The sequence below is a fragment of the Halorubrum sp. T3 genome, assembly GCF_000296615.1.
Taxonomy (GTDB): domain Archaea; phylum Halobacteriota; class Halobacteria; order Halobacteriales; family Haloferacaceae; genus Halorubrum; species Halorubrum ruber.
The window spans coordinates 1,311,313-1,329,520 of the sequence record NZ_JH815329.1; the positions used below are offsets into that span (position 1 = coordinate 1,311,313).

An 18,208-nucleotide genomic window follows, 5' to 3' on the forward strand; every position below is an offset into this window, starting at 1 on the left:
CGAACGATGGTGATAGATATCGATCAATATTCTTCTAAATTCTGAAATAATCGATCTATTATCCCTGAAAACGCGTGACATACACGCGTGTGAAACCCGATCATACTGAACGATCAGGTCGAACAAGACCCTTATAGCTCCGGCACCTACCGGTTCCCATGAACGCAGACGCCAGCGGTTCCCCGCCCTCCCGCGGGAAGTCGGTCCTCTTCTGTCCAGAGTGTCGCTTCGAGAGCGCCCTGTCGGACGGGTGGCTCGTCGTCAGCGACGGCGACGAGCGCACCGTGGTCTGTCCGGAGTGCGGACACGTCGCCGACCACCGGTCAGAGCGGTCCGCACCGACGCCGCAGCACGCGGACTGATCGCGGATTCGCGAACCGACTGAACTGACCGACTACCCCTTTTCAGGCGCCCGTTCCGCGAGGACGGGTATCTCCGACAGCTTCTCCCCGTCGAGCGCGTCCCAGTCGACCCCATCCGGGCGCGCGTACGGCGTGTCGGTCGCGATCGTCCGTGCGGGCGTCACGACGAGGTCGAGCGGGACGTCGTGGGCGTCGGGGTCGGGGAGGTCAGCGTCCGCATCGACCGCTGACTCGGGACCGTCGAGGACGGAAAGCTCGTGGACGGTGGTCGCGACCGTCGTGTCCGCATCGACCGCGCCCAGCTCGCGGAGGACCGCCCACTCCAAGTCGCTGTACCCCTCGCCTTTCCCGATCCGGGCGCCGTCGGTCGTCACGCCGACGGAGCCGGCGACGATCAGGTCGACGTGCGCGACGGCCTCGGGCGCGGTCGGCGTCCCGTACTCGGAGATTCCGGAGACGGTGGTGGCGTCGTCGATCTCGTCGGGCGGTATCTCGGCCGGATCGAGCCGGAGGAACGGGTCCGGGTCGCGGAGCCGCGGCTGCGCGACGTAGACGGTCTTTCCGGCCCGGAGCGCGGCCCGGCGCACCGGGAGCTGCGGCGCGTCGGGGTTGGCCTTCAGCGTCGCGGCCGACGCCCACGCCTCGGTTTCCGCGAGCCGCGCCGCCGCCTCGTCGGCGCCGGCGAAGTTCGGGATCCGGTCGTGGGGCGGGAACGGGAACCGCGCCTGGTCGCCCTCGTCGAAGGCGTCCCACACCGCCTCGCGGACGGCCTGTTTGTCCATGTCGGATGGTGGCGGGCCGCCGGTAAGTAGCCGCCGCCGCGACGCGCCTTTTAAACCGCTCTACCGACCACGTACACGTATGTTCGAAGACCAGCCGGACCGCGACGCCGAGGTCGTCCTCGTGGGGCGCTCGAACGTCGGCAAGTCCACGCTGATGCGCGAGTTGACGGGCCACGACTTCTCGACCGGCGGCAAGCCGGGCGTCACCCGCCAGCCGAATCACTTCGACTGGGCCAGCGAGAGCTTCATGTTCACCGACCTCCCCGGCTTCGGCTTCATGTCCGGCGTCGAGGACGAGCACCGCGAGCAGATCAAGACGAACATCGTGCGGTACTTAGAGGACAACGCCGACTCGATTCTGGCCGGGGTCGTCGTGATGGACGGGAAGGCCGCGGTCGATATCATCGACCGCCACGCGGAGCGCGGGAACATCCCCCACGACGTAGAGATGTTCGGCTTCTTGGAGGACGTGGGCGTCGAGCCCATCGTCGCGGTCAACAAGACCGACAAGATCGACGACGTCGACGAGCGGCTCGACGCGATCTGTGATCGGTTGGGGCTCTACCCGCCGTGGCAGCAGTGGTCCGACCGCGTGGCCCCTATCTGCGCGAAGCGAGGCGACATCGAAGCGCTGGAGGAGTGTCTGCGGACCCGGTTCCACGACCACAACCGCGACGACCTGCTGAAGTTCGTTTCTTAAATAGTCGTGTTTAGTCGCGGGATCGATTGCTCCGTGAATTCGGTCGTCCGTTTATAAATAGTCGACCGTGGATCGACGGCGAACACCTCCAAATCCCCAGCCGCTTGCTTATAAATTGATGACTGTGGATCGACGGCGAACACCTCCAAAGCCCCAGTCGCGAGGCGGGCGCACGCTCGCTGCGCTCCTCGGTCGCTCACTCCGTTCGCTCCCTGTGGTGCTTACGTCGCCTGCGCCCGCCTCGCGACTGCCCCTTTGAGTCCCGCCCGACCGCACGGCACCGCACCTCACGCCTCCCCAGCCTCGTCGCTGGTCCTCCGCTGCGCTCCGGACCAGCGACTCCCTCGCGCGTGCTGTCTCGCGGCCGCCGGCGGCGGCCGCTCGCAGGCACGCGCCACCGCGGATCCATTTATAAATGTCCGATTCTGTCACTTGACCGAATCCCGTCGTTTCAGAACTCGAAGCCGACAGCGTCGCGGCTCGGTCGGAGCGGGCTTTTCGGGTACGGCGGCTCGGTGTCGGGGTCGTTGTACGCCCGCGGCGCCACGTCGTTCGGGCCGTCCGGGTAACAGAGCGCGGCGAGCGTCTGGATCGCGGTGCGGCCGCTCGCGAGTTCGAACTGCCCGCCGCCGTACATCTCGATACCTTCCCGCTCGCAGTAGGCGATCGTCTCGAACAGCGACTCGAGCGTGCCGAACCGCGAGGGCTTGACGTTACACCACCCCGGCTCGACCGGGAGCGACTTCAGGCTCTCGACGCCGTCGATGGGGTAGTCGAACGAGAGGCGGTCGGCCTGCGGCTGGACGAGCGCGCTCGTCGCCGGCGTGAACGCCGGGTCCTCCACGACCGCGGCCGGGAACGCCGCGAACACGTCCCGGTAGAGTTCGGGGTCGGGCTCGACGTCGACGTCGGTCCCCTCGTACCACCCTTTTAAATCGAGGACGCGCACGGCGTCGGTCTTCCGGAGGGTCTCGAACGCCGCCTCTGGCCACTCGGGCGTGGGGTCGAGCTTGAACTCCAGATCGGGGTTGCGCGCGAGCAGCGCCTCAACGCGGTCGGTCGAGGGCGGGTCGCCGAGCCGCGTCGAGACGACGAAGCGGACCGGCTCGGGGTCGACGCCGAGCCGCTCGCCGAGCGACTCCTCCTGCTGGCGGAGCGCCAGGTCGAGCGCCGCGCTCTCGACCGCCCAGCGGCGGTAGTTCCGCGAGGTCTCGCTCTCGGGCTCGTGTCCGTGAAAGAGATCGATCTCTCCGAGGCGGTCCGACAGCGCGTCGATCGTCCACTCACCCTCGACGTCGATCGGATCGGTCCCGGCGAGCGCGTCGTGGTCGGCGGTCTCGTAGGTCACGTCCTCGCCGCGGCCGACGAGGCCGTCGCCCGAGAGCCGATACTCCGTGGTCGTCCGCTCGAACCCGCTCGTCGTGTTCGCCGTCTGTCGGCGCCTCGCGACCGACTCGATCGTCACCGACAGGTCCGCGATCCGCTCGTAGTGGCTCATGCTCTCGTCGAGGTCGCCCGATCACTTAAATCGGTGAGCGCGACCGCGGCGCCCTCCGATCACTCTCCGGCGTCGCCCGCTCGGTTTCGGAGCGTCGCGATCCGCGTGCCGAGCGCCCAGAACAGCGGAACTACGGTGAGCGCGACCGCGCCCGCGGCCGCGACCTGGAGGACCGTCGTGGTGAACCACGGCGCGCCGTCGGCGTACGGCAGCGAGGTGTGGGTCACGTCGCCGATCACGGGCACGAAGTAGTCCATCAGCAGGTCGACGGTGTACCACGCGGTCGCGACCGCGACCGCCTTCAGCGGGAAGTCGGTAATTCGGTGGAGGACGAACGCCTGAACCACCATCGCGAGGTGGCTGAAGAGGAGGAACGCGTACAGTGCCGGCCCGTTGACCGCGAGGAACTCCGGCCAGAAGACGACGAGGACGTACGGCGTCCACAGCCCGAGCTTGACGTTCCCGAAGAAGGCCAGCGCCGCAAGGGTGTCGCTCGACCGCCCGAGCGCCCACGCGCCGAGCGCGAGCGCGATGAGCAGCGTCGCGCCCGGGCTGTCGGGGATGAAGATCCACATCTCGGTCGGGAGTTCCTGGAACTGGAACCGGTAGTACCAGAAGCCGAACGCGGTGCCGACGAGGTTGATCGCGACGATGACCCACGCGAAGCGGAAGGCGACGTCCTCCAGCCGTTTCGGGAGCGGCGCGACCCACCGCGGGAGCGACTCGCGGTCCGGCGGGTCGCGGCCGAGCGCGCCGACGATATCCATACCGCCGGCTCGGACCGGGCGGGCAAAGCCGTGGCGGTCGCGGCCGGCGCGGCCGGCGGGCGCGCGGAGGAACCGAGCGACCGACCCCCACCCGACCCGCGGCCGCGACGAAAAGGGCTATGGGCGCCCGGGGGAAAGGCGGGGGTATGCGCCCGCGAACGCTGCTCGCGCTGCTACTCGTCGTCCCCCTCGTGGACGCGCTGTTCCTGATCGTGGTCGCGACGCGGCTCGGGTGGCCCGCGACGGTCGCGCTCGTCGTGTTGACGGCCGTCCTCGGGATGCTCCTGTTGCGCGCCGAGGGGCGCGCGACCCTCGCCCGTATCCAGCGCAAGGCGGCGCAGGGGAAGCCCCCGACCGACGAGCTGCTCGACGGCGGGCTGCTCATCGCCGCGGGCGCGTTCCTGCTCACGCCCGGGCTCGTCACCGACGCCGTCGGCTTCCTGCTCGCGCTCCCGCTCTCGCGGGTCCCCATCCGCGTGGCCCTGAAGAAGTACGTCGTCGTCCCCTACATCGAGCGCGAGACGGACGGGTTCCTCTCCGGGAACGTCTACATCGGCGGCTTCCCGAACGACGGTGAGGGCGACTTCTCGATGGGCGGCGGCGGGTTCCCCGGCGGCGGTCCCGGCGGCCCCGGTGGCGGCCCGGACGGATTCGACGGTAGCAACGGTGCCGACCCCGACGGGGGCGCCGGCGGGAACGCGGACGGCTCGGGCGGGAGCGCGTCGACGGACGACGACGTCGTCGACGTTGATTACACGGTCGAAGACGAGGGAGAGCAGCGAACCGACTGACGGCGCGGGCGTCGTGAGTTCCCCGTGAAACCGCAACACGGCGGCGGACTGCCGAAAGGAAACCCTTAAAATCCTACCCGCGCAACGACTGAATGCGCTCACCTGGGCCAATAGCTCAGTCAGGTTGAGCGCTCGGCTGATAACCGGGAGGTCCACGGTTCAAATCCGTGTTGGCCCACCTACTGCCCGCTCGGTCTCCGACCGGGCGAGATTGGTGGGCTGGGACTCCCCAGCCACCCAATTTCGTCGTTCTACCCCGATAGTGGCACCACTACCGCGTCTTGTCTGAGCAAAGAATTGCGTCGGTAGTCGCCGCTGTCTCCCGATCCGCGTTAGTCGACCGAGCTCCTCGGTCGTTGAGCCGTGACCAGTCATTTGTACACCGCCCGCGAGGGAGGGGTATGGAGCAGCTGGAGTGTTACGACTGCGGCGAGACGTACGCGTTCGGCGACGCGGCCCGCTGCCGCTGCGGCGAACCGCTCTGGTTCGAGACCGACACCGCCGGGTTCGACTGGCCCGACGCGAGCGGTACGACGGGGAGCGGGGTCTCCCTCGGGCGAGACACCCTCTGGCGCTACGAGTCCGTGCTTCCCGCTGCGACGCCGACCGGATTGGCTGCCGCCGCGGGCGGGACGCCGCTGTTCCGCGCGCCGTCGATCGAACCGGCGGACGGGCCTCGGATCCATCTCAAGATCGAGGGCGTCAACCCGACGGGGAGCTTCAAGGACCGGGGGACCGCGGTCGGTATCTGTCGGGTAGACGGTCCGGTCGGCACCGTCTCGCACGGCAACATGGCGCTGAGCGTCGCCGCCCACGCGGCCGCGGCGGACCGGGAAGCGATCATCCTCGTGGCCGAAGACACGCCCGACTCGCGGCTCGCGATGATCGCCCAACACGACCCGCACCTGTTCCGGGTCCGCGGCGACTACGGCCGGCTCTACGACGACACCCTCGACGGCGACCTCGGCGTCGCGTTCCTCAACTCGGACACCCCGCTTCGGGTGGCCGGCCAGAAGACGGTCGCGTACGAGATCTGCGAGGCGTTCGCGCCCAACGCGCCCGACGCAATTGTCCTACCTGTCAGCAGCGGCGGACAGGCGAGCGGGGTCTGGAAAGCGCTCCGCGAACTGAACGCGGCGGGACTGCTCTCGGCGATGCCGCGGATCTACCTCGCGCAGGCTGCGCGCTGTGACCCGATCGCGCAGGCGTACCGACGCGGCGCGTCGCGCGTCGAGTCAATCGAGGGGGAGCCGACGGCGGCCGTCTCGATCAACAACGCCGACCCGCCGAGCGGGAACCGGGCGCTGGCCGCCGTTGCGGCGACGGACGGCGGCGTCGTCTCCGTCGCCGAGGAGGCGATGCTCGACGAGACGGAGCGCCTCGCGGCGGACGCCGGCGTCTCCGTCGAACCGTCCTGCGCCGTGGCCACGGCCGCGGTCCGGGAGCTCGCCGCGTCGGGGGAGTTCGGTTCCGACGACGACGTCGCCGTGATACTGACCGGGTCGGGGTACAAGTACGGGGGCGCAGCCGTCGACGCCGCGTCGGTACGGGAGGTCGACCGGGCGGACGTCCCCGACGCGGTCCGCGACGCGGTGCCGTGAGCCGTCGACGAGCGGGCGGCCGATCAGGAGAGCGGCGGTCGGTTGTCGGTCCGCTCGGTTCTCGCCGGCGCGCCGGCCCCTCAGTCGGTCGCTACCGGCTCGTCTTGGTGTCGGAGAGATGCCGTCCGTTCGCCCAGTTCGCGCCATTGACCCATAACGTCGGGGTGTCGCACCCGATCACAGGGTCGAGCAGCAGCGCCCGGACGGGCGTGGCGCCGAGGTCGTGGTCGACGTCGACGAGCGTGACCCCCGGTCACCGATGCTCGTCGATCCACTCGCACCACGCGTGGAAATCGTCGGCGCCGCACTGGTCTGCGATCGACTGGAGCGTCCCGGTCGGTATCTCGTCTTCCGACGCCATCGGTACCGTCACCACTCGAACCTCGTCCGTGTCCGGTGACTCGTATCGCATCTTCAGGTGGCTTCCGACCCGACCGACGCGCTCGTAGCCGAAGTCGTGAAGCACAGACGCGATCTCGCGCCCGGAGAAGCTCGTCCGGACCATTCACTCCATGAAGTCGGGAAGCTCCTCGTCACCGGGTTCCGAGTCTTCGAGACCCCACTCTTCGAGGTCCTCCTCGGTGACGGGCTCGCCGCCGCCCTCATGGAGTTCGATCGCCTCCGCGAGCATGCGGAGGGCTTCGGCCTTCGTGTCGCCGAAGGAGGCGAGACCGGTCTCGATGTCCTTGGCGGTTATCGAGCCGTCGTCCTCGTGGATGAACTCGACGCCCTCTCCGTCGTGGGCGTCGCGCGTCGCACTCGCCATACCCGTCTTTCGGGGACAGCTCGAATAAGCGTTCTGTCGGATGGGACTCAGCAAGTACGAGTCCAGATAGAAAGCCCGGGTCGTGGTTCACGAGGGATTTCAGAAACGCTCCCTGGACAGACGAGCGGAGCGGCGAACGACGATATCTGGGCCGAGCCGGACGCAAGCGAGTCGCTCACTACGGACGTCGCGCTGGACGCAGAGGAGTAGCTGAGGGGCTGAGAGTAGTGTGAACGCACACTACATTTATCAAAACGGCCACGTACGCACATGTATGAGCAGCGAGCGCGTCGACTCCGAGAGCACGGTCTCGGGAAATCAGGCGAACATTCCGGCCCACATCCGTCGAGAGATGGATATCGACGACGGGGACACGCTTCGCTGGCAGATCGAAGACGACGGGACGCTTCGCGTGCGGGTCGTTCAGCAGCGCAGCGGGACGTTCGGCGAGTTCGACGGGTACGACGGCGACCGGGAGACCGACGTCGAGACCGAGCACGACGCGTGGGGCGTCGACCCCGAGTAGATGCCCCGGGCGCTCGTCGACACGACCGTGCTCTTCGCGGCGGCGTACCGTCGGGACGGCGCGCACGAGGACGCGCTCCCGATCCTCAGAGGGATCGACGCCGGGGAGCTCCCGGAGGCGGTGATCTTGGACTACGTACTCGCGGAGACGCTCAACGGCCTGACGACGCACGCGGGCCACGACGCCGCCGTCGACTTCCTCGACCGGGTGGAGGAGAACGCGCGGCTCCACGTCGAGTCGCTGACGGCGGACGCGTTCGCGACGGCGAAGGGCCTCTTCCGGCGGTACGAGGGGTTCTCGCTCGTCGACGCCTGTCTCGTCGCGTACATGCGCGTCGAGGGGCTCGACTACTGCTACGCGTTCGACGACGACTTCGACGCCGCCGAGGGCGTCTCCCGCCTCGACGTCGCGACGAATCCGTATCAGCCGGAGTGAGCGAGAGATAGGGGATGAGCCATATGGATGTGAAGTGCAAGCGGCGGGTTGGCGCGTTTACTGTCCGATGCGTTCGTGTTTGTCGGAACCCCGAATTCGCCCCTAATTATATACACGCTCTTTTCAATTCAGATATATGCCGGAGTCATACAAGATTCTCTATCAGCAACTCCGAGAGACAGAGTTAGCATGTGTTCCTCCTGGATTTCAGGATACGTCAGACGTGTACGATCTGGTTGAAACAGAGTATCCAGAATTATGCGATGATTCAATTCTTTGTCGAGAGGTCTGTTCCAGCAATTCAACACAACCAGAGTGGAAGCATCGACTGCGAACGGTCCAACAGAGTCTTCTCGAAGAGGACGGATCGCGTATAAAGCGTCTTAGTAAGGGTTGGTTCTATGAACCAATTGAGACGGACGTCTCGGATATACCAGACGACCCTACGCAATTCACTATCGGGTCACGGTATAACCGGTGGGAACTTCACGACATCTATGGCGGTCAACGCTACTATGGCATAGCAACTCCCTCCGATCAGGATTTCATTCTCGCGTTCACTGGCGACTCGGGCGATGCGTACGGTTACGCTGACGGTTTTCAGGAAGATGGATCCTTCAAATACACCGGAGAGGGACAAGAAGGGGATATGACGATGGATAAAGGGAACATCGCTCTCCGTGACCACCAGGAAAACGGTGAAAATCTCTATCTTTTTGCTGATACAGAGTATCCCTGGATAGCTACGTATCGTGGTGAATACCAATACGAGGACCACCACTGGGAGACGCTGCCTGATAAAAACAATAACCTCCGCGAAGCGATTAGGTTCACCCTCACACCAGTTGGAGGCCGTGAAATCACGATTGATGGCGATCCTGACGAACTATCTCTACCAGATTTGTTCGAGGCAGCAAAAAGAAGCGCACCGAAGCGGAGTACCGATGGAACGACGTCTTCAGGACGAACATACGTGCGTTCTGAAATTGTGAAGAAATTTGCCCGCCGTGTCGCCGATGGCGTCTGTATGGGCTGTGAAAACCCGGCACCGTTTGAGGATATTGATGGGGAACCTTATCTTGAGGTACACCACTTACACAACCGCGGTGACGGAGGTCCAGATGATCCTGAAAATGTTATCGCCATATGCCCGAACTGTCACCGACGAGTTCACTATGGACGTGATGGCAAGTCGTTTAATAGAGGTCTAATAAATAAGGCAGAAGAACTGTACGGAGACATCGATGCTCCGACGGGGGGCTGAGTTATATATTCAACAGTTCCCCGATAAATAATAGTATGTTAGTCGCCGATATTTTGGATCGCGTTCATTTCGAATCCCCGCAACGTTCCCGACCACAGCAGTTTACACGCATTTTACCGTCGAACGGGGTATTGATCCCTTCGACAACGGGGGTAGCTGCGCGAACGGCCACTACTTCGCGTCACCGAAGCAGGCCGGGGACGGGACCTACTACTGCCCGAAGTGCAACGTCAAGAACGTCTCGCCGGGCGCCGAGGGGATCCGGAACGGCGGCCGCTGTCTGAAGGGCCACTACTTCGCCGCGCCGACCGAGATCGGGAACGGAACGTACGCGTGCCCGGCCTGCGAGTCGGTCGACCTCGACCCGGTCGCGGACGCGTTCGACGACGGCGGCGTCTGCGAGAACGGCCACGAGTTCCGAGCCCCGGGCCTGACCGACGCCGACGTGTTCCGCTGTCGCGAGTGCGGGACGACGGACCTCGACCCGGCCTAACGGGAACGGCGGGCGTCGCCCCGCGTCATATTCATATCCCTCTTCGGCGAACGCCGACACATGACCGATCCCCTCTCCGGCGCGTCGACCGTCGCCGCGGTCCGCCCGCGCGTGCTTCTGGCTCCGGTGGGCGTCTGGGTGCTCATGGCCGTCGTCGCGGTCGCGAACGGCGTCTTCCGCGAGCTGGTTCTGATCCCCAGAATCGGCGAGTACCCCGGCCACGTGGCGAGCACCGCGCTCCTCGTCGCCGCGATCTGCGCGATCGCGGTCGGGTTCTTCAGGTGGTCGCCGGTCGCGTACGCGACCGCGGAGCTGGTCGCGATCGGGGTCGGCTGGACCGCGCTGACGGTCGGCTTCGAGTTCCTTGTCGGCTACGTCGAAGGGACGCCGGTGTCGGTGACGCTCGGGCAGTACGACGTGCTGGCCGGACAGGTGTGGATCGCCGTGCCGCTGACGCTGCTTCTCGCGCCGCTACTTTTCGGCCGGTGACTGCCGCTCGCCACTACGTTTAACCGCTCAGCGCGAGTCGGTACCAACGACCATGAAGAAGCTGATCAACGACCCGGACGACGTCGTCGACGAGATGCTCGACGGGATGACCGCGGCGCATCCCGACCGCCTGCGGCGCCTGCCGGACACGCAGGTGCTCGTGCGCGACGACGGTCCGGTCGACGACAAGGTGGCGCTGGTGACCGGGGGCGGCAGCGGCCACGAGCCGACCCACGCGGGGTACATCGGCGACGGGATGCTCGACGGGGCGGCCGCGGGCGACGTGTTCTCCTCGCCGACCGCCGACGAGTTCGAGGAACTGATCGGCGCCTGCGACGCGGGCGACGGCGTCCTCGCGATCATCAAGAACTACGAGGGCGACGTGATGAACTTCGAGACCGCCATCGAACTCGCGGAGATGGAGGGCGTCGAGGTCGAGAGCGTCGTGGTGAACGACGATGTCGCCGTCGAGGACTCGCTGTACACCTCCGGGCGCCGCGGCGTCTGCGGGACGATCCTCGTCCACAAGGCCGCCGGCGCGAAGGCCGCACAGGGCGCCGACCTCGACGAGGTGAAGCGCGTCGCCGAGAAGGTGGTCGACAACGTCGGCACGATGGGCACCGCGCTCACCTCCTGTGTCACCCCAGAAAAGGGCGAGCCCACCTTCGACCTCGGCGACGACGAGATCGAGCTCGGCATCGGGATCCACGGCGAACCCGGCACCGAGCGCACTGAGGCGATGCCCGCGGACGAGGTCACCGAACACCTCACCGAGGCGGTCCTCGACGACCTCGACCTCGACGAGGGCCAGGAGGTGCTCACGGTCGTCAACGGGATGGGCGCCACCCCGCAGATGGAGCTGTTCGTCCTCAACCGCCGGCTCCAGGAGCTGCTCGGCGAGCGCGGCCTCGAGACCTACGACGCGTGGGTCGGCGACTACATGACCTCGCTGGACATGGCCGGCGCGTCGATCACGGTGTGCGCGGTCGACGACGAGCTGAAGGAGCTGTTCGACGCGCCGGCCGACACCCCGGCGCTGACTGTCAAATGAGCGACGACGACGCGGCGACGGACGGCGACCGAGCGGCCGACGACGGCGCGGCGGTCGTCGCGGCCGTCGAGGCGGTCGCCGAGCGCATCGAGGCCGAGCGCGACCACCTCACCCAACTGGACTCCGCCATCGGCGACGCCGACCACGGCGGGAACATGGCGCGCGGCTGGGCCGAGGCGGCCGACGCCGCGGGCGACCTCGACGACCCGGACGCCGAGACCGTCGCAAAGACGGTCGGAAAGACGCTGATGGCCGAGGTCGGTGGCGCCTCCGGCCCGCTGTTCGGCGGGTCGCTCGTGTTCGCGGCGGGCGAGCTCGGCGAGGGGATCACGCCCGACACCGCGGTGGCGTTCGCGGAGACCTACCTCGAAAAGGTCGAGGACCGCGGCGACGCGCGCGTCGGCGACCAGACGATGGTCGACGCGCTGACGCCCGCGGTCCACACGTTCAAGAAGTCGATCGAGGTCGACGACCTCCCGCCGATCGAGGCGCTCGCGAAGGCGGTCGACGCCGCCGAGCGCGGCGTGGCGTTCACCGTCCCGATCCGCGCGCGGAAGGGCCGCGCCTCCTACCTCGGCTGGCGCTCCGTCGGCCACCAGGACCCGGGGGCGACCAGCACCCTGTTCATCCTCGAAGAGGTCCTCGACGTCGCCGCGGAGCGGCTCGGCGTTGACGTCCCCGAGACGGACGCCTCGTCGCCGACGATCCCGGACGAGGATCCCGACGAGGCGGGCGGCGACAGCCCCGCCGCCGACTCGGGGGACGACTGATGGTCGGGATCGTCATCGTCTCGCACAGCGAGCGCGCCGCCGAGGGGATCGCGGAGGTCGCCGCCGAGATGGCCGGCGACACCCGGATCGAGCCGGTCGGCGGCGACGGGAAGGGCGGGATCGGCACCGTCCCGGACGCCATCGAAGACGCCATCGACGCCGTGGCCGGGGGAGAGACGGACGAGGGAGGTAGAAGCGACGGCGACGGCGTCGTCGTCCTCGTCGACCTCGGCAGCGCGGTGATGAACGCGGACGTCGCGGTCGAGTTGAGCGACGCGGAGGCGGTGATCGCGGACGCGCCCGTCCTCGAAGGCGCGGTCAACGCAGCGGTCGCGGCCACCGACCCGTCGGCCACGGTCGAGTCCGTCCGCGAGCAGGCGGAGGCGGCCCGCGACATCGAGAAGCTGTAGGCCGAGGTCCTCTTTTTTAAGATCGGTCTACGCAGCGCGGTCGTCGAGTCCGAGTACGTCCAGCACCTCGCCGCGCGTCTCGCAGGCGAGCGCGTCGGCCGCGAGCGACCGGGCGTCGTCGGCGTCGACCTCGCGCACGCGGGCCTTCACGTCCGGCACCGTCACAGCGCTCATGCTGAGCTCGTCGAAGCCCAGCCCGACGAGCAGCTCGGTGAGCGCCGGGTCACCCGCCATCTCGCCGCACATGCCGACCCACGCGTCGGTCCCCTCGACGGCCGCGGTCGTTCGGTCGAGCGCCCGCAACACGGCCGGGTGGAGCGGGTCGTGGTACTCGGCGACCGCGTCGTTCCCGCGGTCGGCCGCCATCACGTACTGCGCGAGGTCGTTCGTCCCGACGCTCAGGAAGTCGAGCCGCTCGGCGAGCGCGTCCGCGAGGAACGCCGCCGCGGGCGTCTCGACCATCGCGCCCAGCTCGGGGACCGCGTGGTCGACGCTCTCGCTCGCGAGGTCGTCGGCGACCGACTCGACGGCGTCGACCGCGCGCTCGACCTCCTCGACCCGCGTGACGAGCGGGAACATCACTGCCAGCCCGTCGCCCTCGTCGGTCGCCGCGGCGCGGAGCAGCGCCCGGAGCTGCGTCTCGAAGAGGTCGGCGTGCTCGTCGAGGGACAGCCGGATCCCGCGCCGTCCGAGGAACGGGTTCTCCTCGTCGGGGAGGTCGAGGTACGGGATCGGCTTGTCGCCGCCGACGTCCAGCGTCCGAACGACGACGCGGTCCTCCGGGTCGTCGAACGCGGACAGGGCGGCCGTGATCGCCTCGTACTGCTCGTCCTCGGTCGGCGGCGCCTCGCGGTCGACGAAGAGGAACTCCGTGCGGAACAGCCCGACTCCGTCGGCGCCGCGGTCGGCCGCCGGACCCAGCTCGGCCTCGCCGCCGACGTTGGCCGCGACCTCGACTGGCCGGCCGTCGGCCGTCTCGACGCGCTCGCGGATCGCGTCCGGCCCCGCCTCCCGCACCGCGTCGCGCCGCTCCTCGTCCGGGTCGACGACGACCTCGCCGACCTCGCCGTCGACGAGGATCGTCTCCCCGTCCGCGACCGATTCGAGATCCGCGCCGACGCCGACGATCGCGGGGATCGCGAGCGACCGCGCGATGATCGCCGCGTGGGAGGTGCGCCCGCCCTCGATCGTGGCGATCCCGGTGACCGCGTCGGGGTCGAGCGCGGCGGTGTCACTCGGCGTGAGCCGCTCCGCGAGCAGGATCGTCCCCTCGGGGAGGGCTCCGAGGTCGGCGGCACCGGTCGGTCCGTCCCCCTCGGCGTCGAGGAGCGCGCGAAGCAGCCGGTCGCGGACGTCGCGCAGGTCGTCGGCGCGCTCGGCCATCCGCCCCTCCATCCCCTCGAACTGCGAGACGGCCTCGTCGAAGCGGTCAGCCACGGCGTGTACAGCGGGCGTCCCGTCGCCGATCGCGGCCTCGACGTCCTCGACTATTGTCGGGTCGTCGAGGAAGCTCTCGTGGGCCTCGAACACCGCGGCCTCCTCCTCGCCCACGCGCTCGGCCGTCCGGTCGCGGGCGTCGCGCAGGGCCGATCTGACGGCGTCGCGAGCCGCCTCGTAGCGGTCCAGTTCCGCGTCGACGTCGACGGATTCCGGGTCGGGGCGGTCGGGGAGCGTCAGGTCGGCGTCCGGGCGGTACCAGCGCGCCGCCCCGACCCCTGAACGCGGCGTGCTGCCGACGCCGGTGAGCGTCCTCACGGCGCGTCCTCCGCGTCGTCGTCCGCGGACTCTTCGACCGGGCTCGTGAGCAGGTCGCAGACCGCGTCGAGCGCCGCGTCGGCGTCGGGGCCCTCGGCAACGACGCGGACCGACTCGCCGTGTTCGACGTTGAGCCCGCTGACGGAGAGCATGCTGTCGGCGCGGACGAGGCCGTCGTCGCCGTCGTCCGCGCGGCCGATCGACACGTCGGCGTCGAATCGGTTCGCCGTCTGTACTAACTTCGAGGCGGGTCGCGCGTGGAGGCCGGCCTCGGGTTCGACCGTGACGGTCCGTTCCATGAGTCAGAGTTGGACCCCGGCGGGTAATAGCTGATCGGAGTTCTCGAAGAGCGCCGGAGAGCTACGGGATCGGCGCCGCAGTCGGCCCGACTACGGCGCCGCCTGCTTCGTCGAGACCAGTTCGATCACGTCGCGGTGGGAGAGCTCGTTGTCGGTCCCGACCTGCCGGCCGCTCCGGCAGTCGGTGCCGTGGAGGAGCCCCTCGCCGATGTCCGAGTGGATGTGGTACGCGAAGTCCTCCGTGGTCGACCCCTCCGGGAGGATGAAGCAGTCGCGGAACACGCCCTTCTCGTCTTTGCTCCCGTTCGCGGAGCCGGGGAAGACGGCGATACAGCCGAGCACGTCGAAGACGGCGGCTTCGAGCGCGCCCTGGACGCCGGTCCCGTCGTACTCGTCGACGAATTCGGCGATCTGGTCGAGGCCCGCTTCCTGCTCGCCGGAGACGTCGCCGACGACGTCGAAGCCGCTCTCGCCGGGCGTGTAGTCGACGACGCCGGCGTCGTCCGCGTTCTTGAGGGCCTTCTCCGCGTGGGCGCTCGCGGGGACGAAGGAGAGGTGATCGTAGTCGGAGTCGGTCGTTATCTCCTCCCAGTTCGCCTGCGCCTCGGGCGTATCCATCTTGTTGGCGGCGACGACCATCGGCTTCGTCCGCTTGCGGATCTCGCGGGCCAGCTCGATCCGGTCCGTCTCGTCCCACGTCTCCGGGTCGAGTTCGAGCTCCTCGGCGAGGATCACCCGCTTCATCCGGTCCTTGTCGATGCCGAACGCGGACATCTGGTCGGCGAGCTCGGCCTCGATGGCGGCGTCCGCGCCGTGGTAGCGCGTCTCGAACTTCTCTAACCCCTTCTCTAACACGTCGAGGTACCACGCGTCCAGCTCCTCCTCGAGGAAGTCGATGTCCTCGCGCGGGTCGTGGCCCTCGGTCGCTTCGCCCTCGATGTCCGTCTTGCCAGAGAAGTCGACGACGTGGATCAGCACGTCGGTCTCGTTGAGGTCGGTGAGGAACTGGTTGCCGAGCCCGCGGCCCTCGTGGGCGCCCGGGACCAGCCCGGCGACGTCGACGAGCTTCACGGGGACGAACCGCGTCCCCTCGCGGCAGACGCCGACGCTCGGCGTGCACGTCTCGTCGAACTCGGGGGCGGCGCAGTCGACGCGGACGTACGCCTCGCCGACGGTCGGGTCGATAGTGGTGAACGGGTACGCGCCCTCCGGCACGTCGTTCATGGTCGCGGCGTTGAAGAACGTCGACTTCCCCACCGAGGGCTTGCCGACGAGACCGATCCGGTAGCTCATTACCACCAGTGCGCGATCCGCGGTAAAAAGCGATGCGAGACGCGCCGTGGCGTGGGATGCGGTGACGATGAGCGATAGCGAGGTTCCGGCCGCGCCGGTCGGAGTCCGACCCCTGTTCGCGCCGATCAGGCGTCGCCGTCGGACTGCCCGGGCTCGCCGAGCGCCTCGATCGGGAGGACGTTCTGGAGCGCGGCGACGGCGTCGGCGGCGCTCGCGAACGTCTCCTGGTCGACGTCCGCGATCAGGTCGCCGAGGTCGGCGTCGCCGTCGGCGAACAGCACCGTCGTGCCCGCGAACGACTCGGTGAGCGCCTCGCGGTCGGCGGGGTACTCGTGGTCTTCGAGCGTCGGTTCGAGCCGGGAGAGGTTGATCTCGTCGGTCATACCGTCCTCTCGGCGGGATAGGGCATAAACGCGCGCCTCGTTCTGACGCCGGGCGAGGCGAGATCTCCGGCGGCGAGAAACCGGCAAGAACCGCAAAGGGTTATCAGTCGTCGGTGACACGGTACATGTGAACATGCCCCTATACGACCGAATTCTGGTTCCGACCGACGGCTCCTCGGAGGGGGAGCTAGCGGTGTGCCACGCGCTCGATCTCGCCGCGGTCCACGGGGCCTCGGTCCGCGCGATCTACGTGGTCGACACCGCGCGGTACGCCGGGATGCCGATGGAGACGACCTGGGAGGGCGTCGGCGACCTGCTGTACGACGACGCGGAGGCGGCGCTCGAAACGGTGCGGGAACTGGCCGCGGACCGCAACGTCGACGTCGAGACGGCCGTCGTCGAGGGGTCGCCCAGCCGCGAGATAATCACGCACGCCGAGGAGACGGGCTGCGACCTGGTCGTGATGGGAACCCACGGGAGAGGCGGGATCGACCGACTGCTCCTCGGCAGCGTCGCGGAGAAGGTCGTCCGGGGCTCGTCGGTCCCGGTATTGACCGTCCGGATCGGCGACGGGGAGGAGCCGCCGAGCGCCGCCGAATCCGCGAGCGCGGGCGAGACGAGCGCGGCGGGGACCGACGTCGAGAGTTCGGTCTCGGACGCGACGGAGACCGGATAGGGGCGGCCGCGACTCCCGCTCCGCCCCGGGTCACTCCGCGTCGCGGAGGTGTTCGCAGTCGCCCGCGTGGACGCGTTGCCGCCCCTCGTCGGTGTCGACCACGAGCGCGCCCGGCTCCGCCACGTCGACCGCGGTTCCCTCAACGATCCCGTCGGCGGTGTCGACGCGAACGCGCCGCCCGAGCGTGCTCGCCCGCTCGCGCCACGCCGGGAGGACGCCGTCGAGCGCCTCGGGCGAGTCGGTCAGCTCCGCGTAGCGTTCGAGCAGCGTCGCCGCGAAGCGGCGGCGGTCGACCGGGGCGCCGCATTCGTCCGACAGCGACGTCGCGCCCGCGGGCAGCGTCTCGGGGTCGATATTGGCGTTGACGCCGACCCCGACGACGAGCCAGCCGACGCGATCGGCCTCTCCCTCCATCTCAGTGAGGATCCCCGCCAGCTTCCGGCCGCCGCGGCCGGTCTGATCCGAGTCGTCCGCGCCCGCCGCGCTGCCCTCCCGCTCGACGAGCACGTCGTTCGGCCACTTGATCCGCGCGTCGACGCCGACCTCGCGGGCGGCGTCGGTCGTCGCCACCGCGGCCGCGAGGGTGAAGAGCGGGGCCCGCGCGGTCGGTACGTCGGGGCGGGTCAAGATCGACAGCCAGACGCCGCCGCTCGGCGCCATCCACTCGCGGTCGAGGCGCCCTCGGCTCCCGGTCTGCTCGTCGGCGACCACGGCGACGTCGCTTTTCCCTTCCGCCGCGAGCTCGCGGGCCCGCTCGTTCGTCGAGCCGATCCGGTCGCGGTACTCCACCGAGTAGGGGGCGTCGAGCCCGAAGGCGATTCCCGGCCCGGAGTAGCCCGGGTCGTCGGGCGGAACGTACCCCTCGGACGTCGACTCCACCGCGAACCCCTCCTCGCGGAGCCCCTCGACGGCCTTCCAGACGGCCGCCCGCGAGACGCCGAGCGACTCGGCGAGCTCGGGGCCGGAGACGGGGGCGTCGTCGGCCGCGAGGGCGTCCAGCAGCGCGCGCCGCGTGTCCATGCTTCCCGATCCAACGCCCGCGCCGAAAGCCGTTCCGGGTCTCGAACGCCCGGTCGGGTCCCGGACGCTTTGTGTCC

23 protein-coding genes and 1 tRNA gene are annotated in these 18,208 nt (G+C 68.5%); 13 read left to right on the top strand and 11 right to left on the bottom strand.

The annotated features are described in order from the left end of the window. Nucleotides 1-158 precede the first annotated feature (158 nt). Nucleotides 159-362 (top strand): hypothetical protein, encoded by a 204-nt coding sequence (locus B378_RS0108675; RefSeq protein ID WP_017343413.1) that lies wholly within the window; start codon nucleotides 159-161, stop codon nucleotides 360-362. 32 nt (nucleotides 363-394) lie between these two features. Here B378_RS0108675 and B378_RS0108680 read toward each other — a convergent pair whose 3' ends face one another. After that, a complete protein-coding gene (locus B378_RS0108680; RefSeq protein ID WP_017343414.1) occupies nucleotides 395-1,144 on the bottom strand; it encodes a 5-formyltetrahydrofolate cyclo-ligase in 750 nt (249 codons plus the stop codon). 79 nt (nucleotides 1,145-1,223) lie between these two features. Here B378_RS0108680 and engB point away from each other — a divergent pair, with 79 nt between their 5' ends. After that, nucleotides 1,224-1,844: a GTP-binding protein EngB gene (engB, locus tag B378_RS0108685; protein ID WP_017343415.1), complete on the top strand. Its 621-nt coding sequence runs from the start codon at nucleotides 1,224-1,226 to the stop codon at nucleotides 1,842-1,844. Here engB and B378_RS16395 read toward each other — a convergent pair. The 3 genes from B378_RS16395 to B378_RS0108695 all read right to left on the bottom strand — a co-directional run bounded on the left by B378_RS16395 (nucleotide 1,841) and on the right by B378_RS0108695 (nucleotide 4,109). Beyond that, nucleotides 1,841-2,044 (bottom strand): hypothetical protein, encoded by a 204-nt coding sequence (locus tag B378_RS16395; RefSeq protein WP_082224254.1) that lies wholly within the window; start codon nucleotides 2,042-2,044, stop codon nucleotides 1,841-1,843. The two genes, engB and B378_RS16395, sit on opposite strands and share 4 nt — an antisense overlap. Before the next feature lie 251 nt (nucleotides 2,045-2,295). Continuing rightward, complete coding sequence (locus tag B378_RS0108690) at nucleotides 2,296-3,342, bottom strand: hypothetical protein (RefSeq protein WP_017343416.1); 1,047 nt, start codon at nucleotides 3,340-3,342, stop codon at nucleotides 2,296-2,298. 59 nt (nucleotides 3,343-3,401) lie between these two features. After that, nucleotides 3,402-4,109, bottom strand: coding sequence for a DUF1405 domain-containing protein (locus B378_RS0108695; RefSeq protein ID WP_017343417.1), 708 nt, complete (start codon nucleotides 4,107-4,109; stop codon nucleotides 3,402-3,404). 146 nt (nucleotides 4,110-4,255) lie between these two features. Between B378_RS0108695 and B378_RS0108700 the strand changes: the two genes are divergently transcribed. The 3 genes from B378_RS0108700 to B378_RS0108710 all read left to right on the top strand — a co-directional run bounded on the left by B378_RS0108700 (nucleotide 4,256) and on the right by B378_RS0108710 (nucleotide 6,501). Continuing rightward, nucleotides 4,256-4,900 carry an FxsA family protein gene (locus B378_RS0108700; protein ID WP_017343418.1) on the top strand — a complete coding sequence of 215 codons (645 nt, stop codon included), beginning with the start codon at nucleotides 4,256-4,258 and terminating at the stop codon, nucleotides 4,898-4,900. A 104-nt stretch (nucleotides 4,901-5,004) separates the two neighbouring features. After that, a tRNA-Ile gene (locus tag B378_RS0108705) sits at nucleotides 5,005-5,078 on the top strand. Nucleotides 5,079-5,301: 223 nt separating this feature from the next. After that, the gene (locus tag B378_RS0108710) at nucleotides 5,302-6,501 is read left to right on the top strand and encodes a pyridoxal-phosphate dependent enzyme (protein WP_017343419.1); all 1,200 of its coding nucleotides are present in this window, start codon (nucleotides 5,302-5,304) and stop codon (nucleotides 6,499-6,501) included. 253 nt (nucleotides 6,502-6,754) lie between these two features. On the opposite strand, the gene B378_RS0108715 is transcribed toward B378_RS0108710, so the two are convergent. Next, nucleotides 6,755-7,006 (bottom strand): type II toxin-antitoxin system HicA family toxin, encoded by a 252-nt coding sequence (locus tag B378_RS0108715; RefSeq protein WP_017343420.1) that lies wholly within the window; start codon nucleotides 7,004-7,006, stop codon nucleotides 6,755-6,757. Next, the gene (locus B378_RS0108720) at nucleotides 7,007-7,267 is read right to left on the bottom strand and encodes a hypothetical protein (RefSeq protein ID WP_017343421.1); all 261 of its coding nucleotides are present in this window, start codon (nucleotides 7,265-7,267) and stop codon (nucleotides 7,007-7,009) included. A gap of 274 nt (nucleotides 7,268-7,541) precedes the next feature. Here B378_RS0108720 and B378_RS0108725 point away from each other — a divergent pair, with 274 nt between their 5' ends. From B378_RS0108725 to B378_RS0108760, 7 genes are all read left to right on the top strand, one after another. Continuing rightward, nucleotides 7,542-7,793, top strand: coding sequence for an AbrB/MazE/SpoVT family DNA-binding domain-containing protein (locus tag B378_RS0108725; protein WP_017343422.1), 252 nt, complete (start codon nucleotides 7,542-7,544; stop codon nucleotides 7,791-7,793). Beyond that, complete coding sequence (locus B378_RS0108730; protein ID WP_017343423.1) at nucleotides 7,794-8,228, top strand: type II toxin-antitoxin system VapC family toxin; 435 nt, start codon at nucleotides 7,794-7,796, stop codon at nucleotides 8,226-8,228. 136 nt (nucleotides 8,229-8,364) lie between these two features. Then, nucleotides 8,365-9,492 carry an HNH endonuclease signature motif containing protein gene (locus B378_RS16400; RefSeq protein ID WP_082224255.1) on the top strand — a complete coding sequence of 376 codons (1,128 nt, stop codon included), beginning with the start codon at nucleotides 8,365-8,367 and terminating at the stop codon, nucleotides 9,490-9,492. Nucleotides 9,493-10,045: 553 nt separating this feature from the next. Beyond that, nucleotides 10,046-10,474, top strand: a complete 429-nt coding sequence (locus B378_RS0108745; protein WP_017343426.1) for a hypothetical protein — start codon at nucleotides 10,046-10,048, stop codon at nucleotides 10,472-10,474. Nucleotides 10,475-10,526: 52 nt separating this feature from the next. Next, on the top strand, nucleotides 10,527-11,525 hold the full coding sequence (gene dhaK, locus B378_RS0108750; protein WP_017343427.1) for a dihydroxyacetone kinase subunit DhaK: 999 nt from the start codon (nucleotides 10,527-10,529) through the stop codon (nucleotides 11,523-11,525). Beyond that, entirely contained in the window at nucleotides 11,522-12,295 is a 774-nt protein-coding gene (dhaL, locus tag B378_RS0108755) for a dihydroxyacetone kinase subunit DhaL (RefSeq protein ID WP_017343428.1), read from the top strand. Before dhaK ends, dhaL begins: the two co-directional genes overlap by 4 nt. Beyond that, nucleotides 12,295-12,705, top strand: a complete 411-nt coding sequence (locus B378_RS0108760; protein WP_017343429.1) for a PTS-dependent dihydroxyacetone kinase phosphotransferase subunit DhaM — start codon at nucleotides 12,295-12,297, stop codon at nucleotides 12,703-12,705. The genes dhaL and B378_RS0108760 overlap by 1 nt, the downstream gene beginning before the upstream one ends. A 27-nt stretch (nucleotides 12,706-12,732) precedes the next feature. Here the strand turns inward: B378_RS0108760 and ptsP are convergent, their stop codons facing one another. The 4 genes from ptsP to B378_RS0108780 form a co-directional block, all read right to left on the bottom strand. Next, complete coding sequence (ptsP, locus tag B378_RS0108765; protein ID WP_017343430.1) at nucleotides 12,733-14,460, bottom strand: phosphoenolpyruvate--protein phosphotransferase; 1,728 nt, start codon at nucleotides 14,458-14,460, stop codon at nucleotides 12,733-12,735. Next, a complete protein-coding gene (locus B378_RS0108770; RefSeq protein WP_017343431.1) occupies nucleotides 14,457-14,759 on the bottom strand; it encodes an HPr family phosphocarrier protein in 303 nt (100 codons plus the stop codon). The genes ptsP and B378_RS0108770 overlap by 4 nt, the downstream gene beginning before the upstream one ends. A gap of 90 nt (nucleotides 14,760-14,849) precedes the next feature. Then, nucleotides 14,850-16,052, bottom strand: a complete 1,203-nt coding sequence (locus tag B378_RS0108775) for a redox-regulated ATPase YchF (RefSeq protein ID WP_017343432.1) — start codon at nucleotides 16,050-16,052, stop codon at nucleotides 14,850-14,852. Between the two features lie 125 nt (nucleotides 16,053-16,177). Next, nucleotides 16,178-16,435, bottom strand: coding sequence for a hypothetical protein (locus tag B378_RS0108780; RefSeq protein WP_017343433.1), 258 nt, complete (start codon nucleotides 16,433-16,435; stop codon nucleotides 16,178-16,180). Nucleotides 16,436-16,568: 133 nt separating this feature from the next. Between B378_RS0108780 and B378_RS0108785 the strand changes: the two genes are divergently transcribed. Beyond that, nucleotides 16,569-17,111, top strand: coding sequence for a universal stress protein (locus B378_RS0108785; RefSeq protein ID WP_026046233.1), 543 nt, complete (start codon nucleotides 16,569-16,571; stop codon nucleotides 17,109-17,111). Nucleotides 17,112-17,141: 30 nt separating this feature from the next. On the opposite strand, the gene B378_RS0108790 is transcribed toward B378_RS0108785, so the two are convergent. Next, nucleotides 17,142-18,131 (bottom strand): biotin--[acetyl-CoA-carboxylase] ligase, encoded by a 990-nt coding sequence (locus B378_RS0108790; RefSeq protein WP_017343435.1) that lies wholly within the window; start codon nucleotides 18,129-18,131, stop codon nucleotides 17,142-17,144. Between the last annotated feature and the right edge of the window lie 77 nt (nucleotides 18,132-18,208).

Bases quoted from the DNA above. Each gene is read 5' to 3' on its own strand.
- B378_RS0108675 (WP_017343413.1), top strand. From the start codon at position 159: ATGAACGCAGACGCCAGCGGTTCCCCGCCCTCCCGCGGGAAGTCGGTC.
- B378_RS0108680 (WP_017343414.1), bottom strand. From the start codon at position 1,144: ATGGACAAACAGGCCGTCCGCGAGGCGGTGTGGGACGCCTTCGACGAG.
- engB (WP_017343415.1), top strand. From the start codon at position 1,224: ATGTTCGAAGACCAGCCGGACCGCGACGCCGAGGTCGTCCTCGTGGGG.
- B378_RS0108690 (WP_017343416.1), bottom strand. From the start codon at position 3,342: ATGAGCCACTACGAGCGGATCGCGGACCTGTCGGTGACGATCGAGTCG.
- B378_RS0108695 (WP_017343417.1), bottom strand. From the start codon at position 4,109: ATGGATATCGTCGGCGCGCTCGGCCGCGACCCGCCGGACCGCGAGTCG.
- B378_RS0108700 (WP_017343418.1), top strand. From the start codon at position 4,256: ATGCGCCCGCGAACGCTGCTCGCGCTGCTACTCGTCGTCCCCCTCGTG.
- B378_RS0108710 (WP_017343419.1), top strand. From the start codon at position 5,302: ATGGAGCAGCTGGAGTGTTACGACTGCGGCGAGACGTACGCGTTCGGC.
- B378_RS0108715 (WP_017343420.1), bottom strand. From the start codon at position 7,006: ATGGTCCGGACGAGCTTCTCCGGGCGCGAGATCGCGTCTGTGCTTCAC.
- B378_RS0108720 (WP_017343421.1), bottom strand. From the start codon at position 7,267: ATGGCGAGTGCGACGCGCGACGCCCACGACGGAGAGGGCGTCGAGTTC.
- B378_RS0108725 (WP_017343422.1), top strand. From the start codon at position 7,542: ATGAGCAGCGAGCGCGTCGACTCCGAGAGCACGGTCTCGGGAAATCAG.
- B378_RS0108730 (WP_017343423.1), top strand. From the start codon at position 7,794: ATGCCCCGGGCGCTCGTCGACACGACCGTGCTCTTCGCGGCGGCGTAC.
- B378_RS16400 (WP_082224255.1), top strand. From the start codon at position 8,365: ATGCCGGAGTCATACAAGATTCTCTATCAGCAACTCCGAGAGACAGAG.
- B378_RS0108745 (WP_017343426.1), top strand. From the start codon at position 10,046: ATGACCGATCCCCTCTCCGGCGCGTCGACCGTCGCCGCGGTCCGCCCG.
- dhaK (WP_017343427.1), top strand. From the start codon at position 10,527: ATGAAGAAGCTGATCAACGACCCGGACGACGTCGTCGACGAGATGCTC.
- dhaL (WP_017343428.1), top strand. From the start codon at position 11,522: ATGAGCGACGACGACGCGGCGACGGACGGCGACCGAGCGGCCGACGAC.
- B378_RS0108760 (WP_017343429.1), top strand. From the start codon at position 12,295: ATGGTCGGGATCGTCATCGTCTCGCACAGCGAGCGCGCCGCCGAGGGG.
- B378_RS0108770 (WP_017343431.1), bottom strand. From the start codon at position 14,759: ATGGAACGGACCGTCACGGTCGAACCCGAGGCCGGCCTCCACGCGCGA.
- B378_RS0108775 (WP_017343432.1), bottom strand. From the start codon at position 16,052: ATGAGCTACCGGATCGGTCTCGTCGGCAAGCCCTCGGTGGGGAAGTCG.
- B378_RS0108780 (WP_017343433.1), bottom strand. From the start codon at position 16,435: ATGACCGACGAGATCAACCTCTCCCGGCTCGAACCGACGCTCGAAGAC.
- B378_RS0108785 (WP_026046233.1), top strand. From the start codon at position 16,569: ATGCCCCTATACGACCGAATTCTGGTTCCGACCGACGGCTCCTCGGAG.
- B378_RS0108790 (WP_017343435.1), bottom strand. From the start codon at position 18,131: ATGGACACGCGGCGCGCGCTGCTGGACGCCCTCGCGGCCGACGACGCC.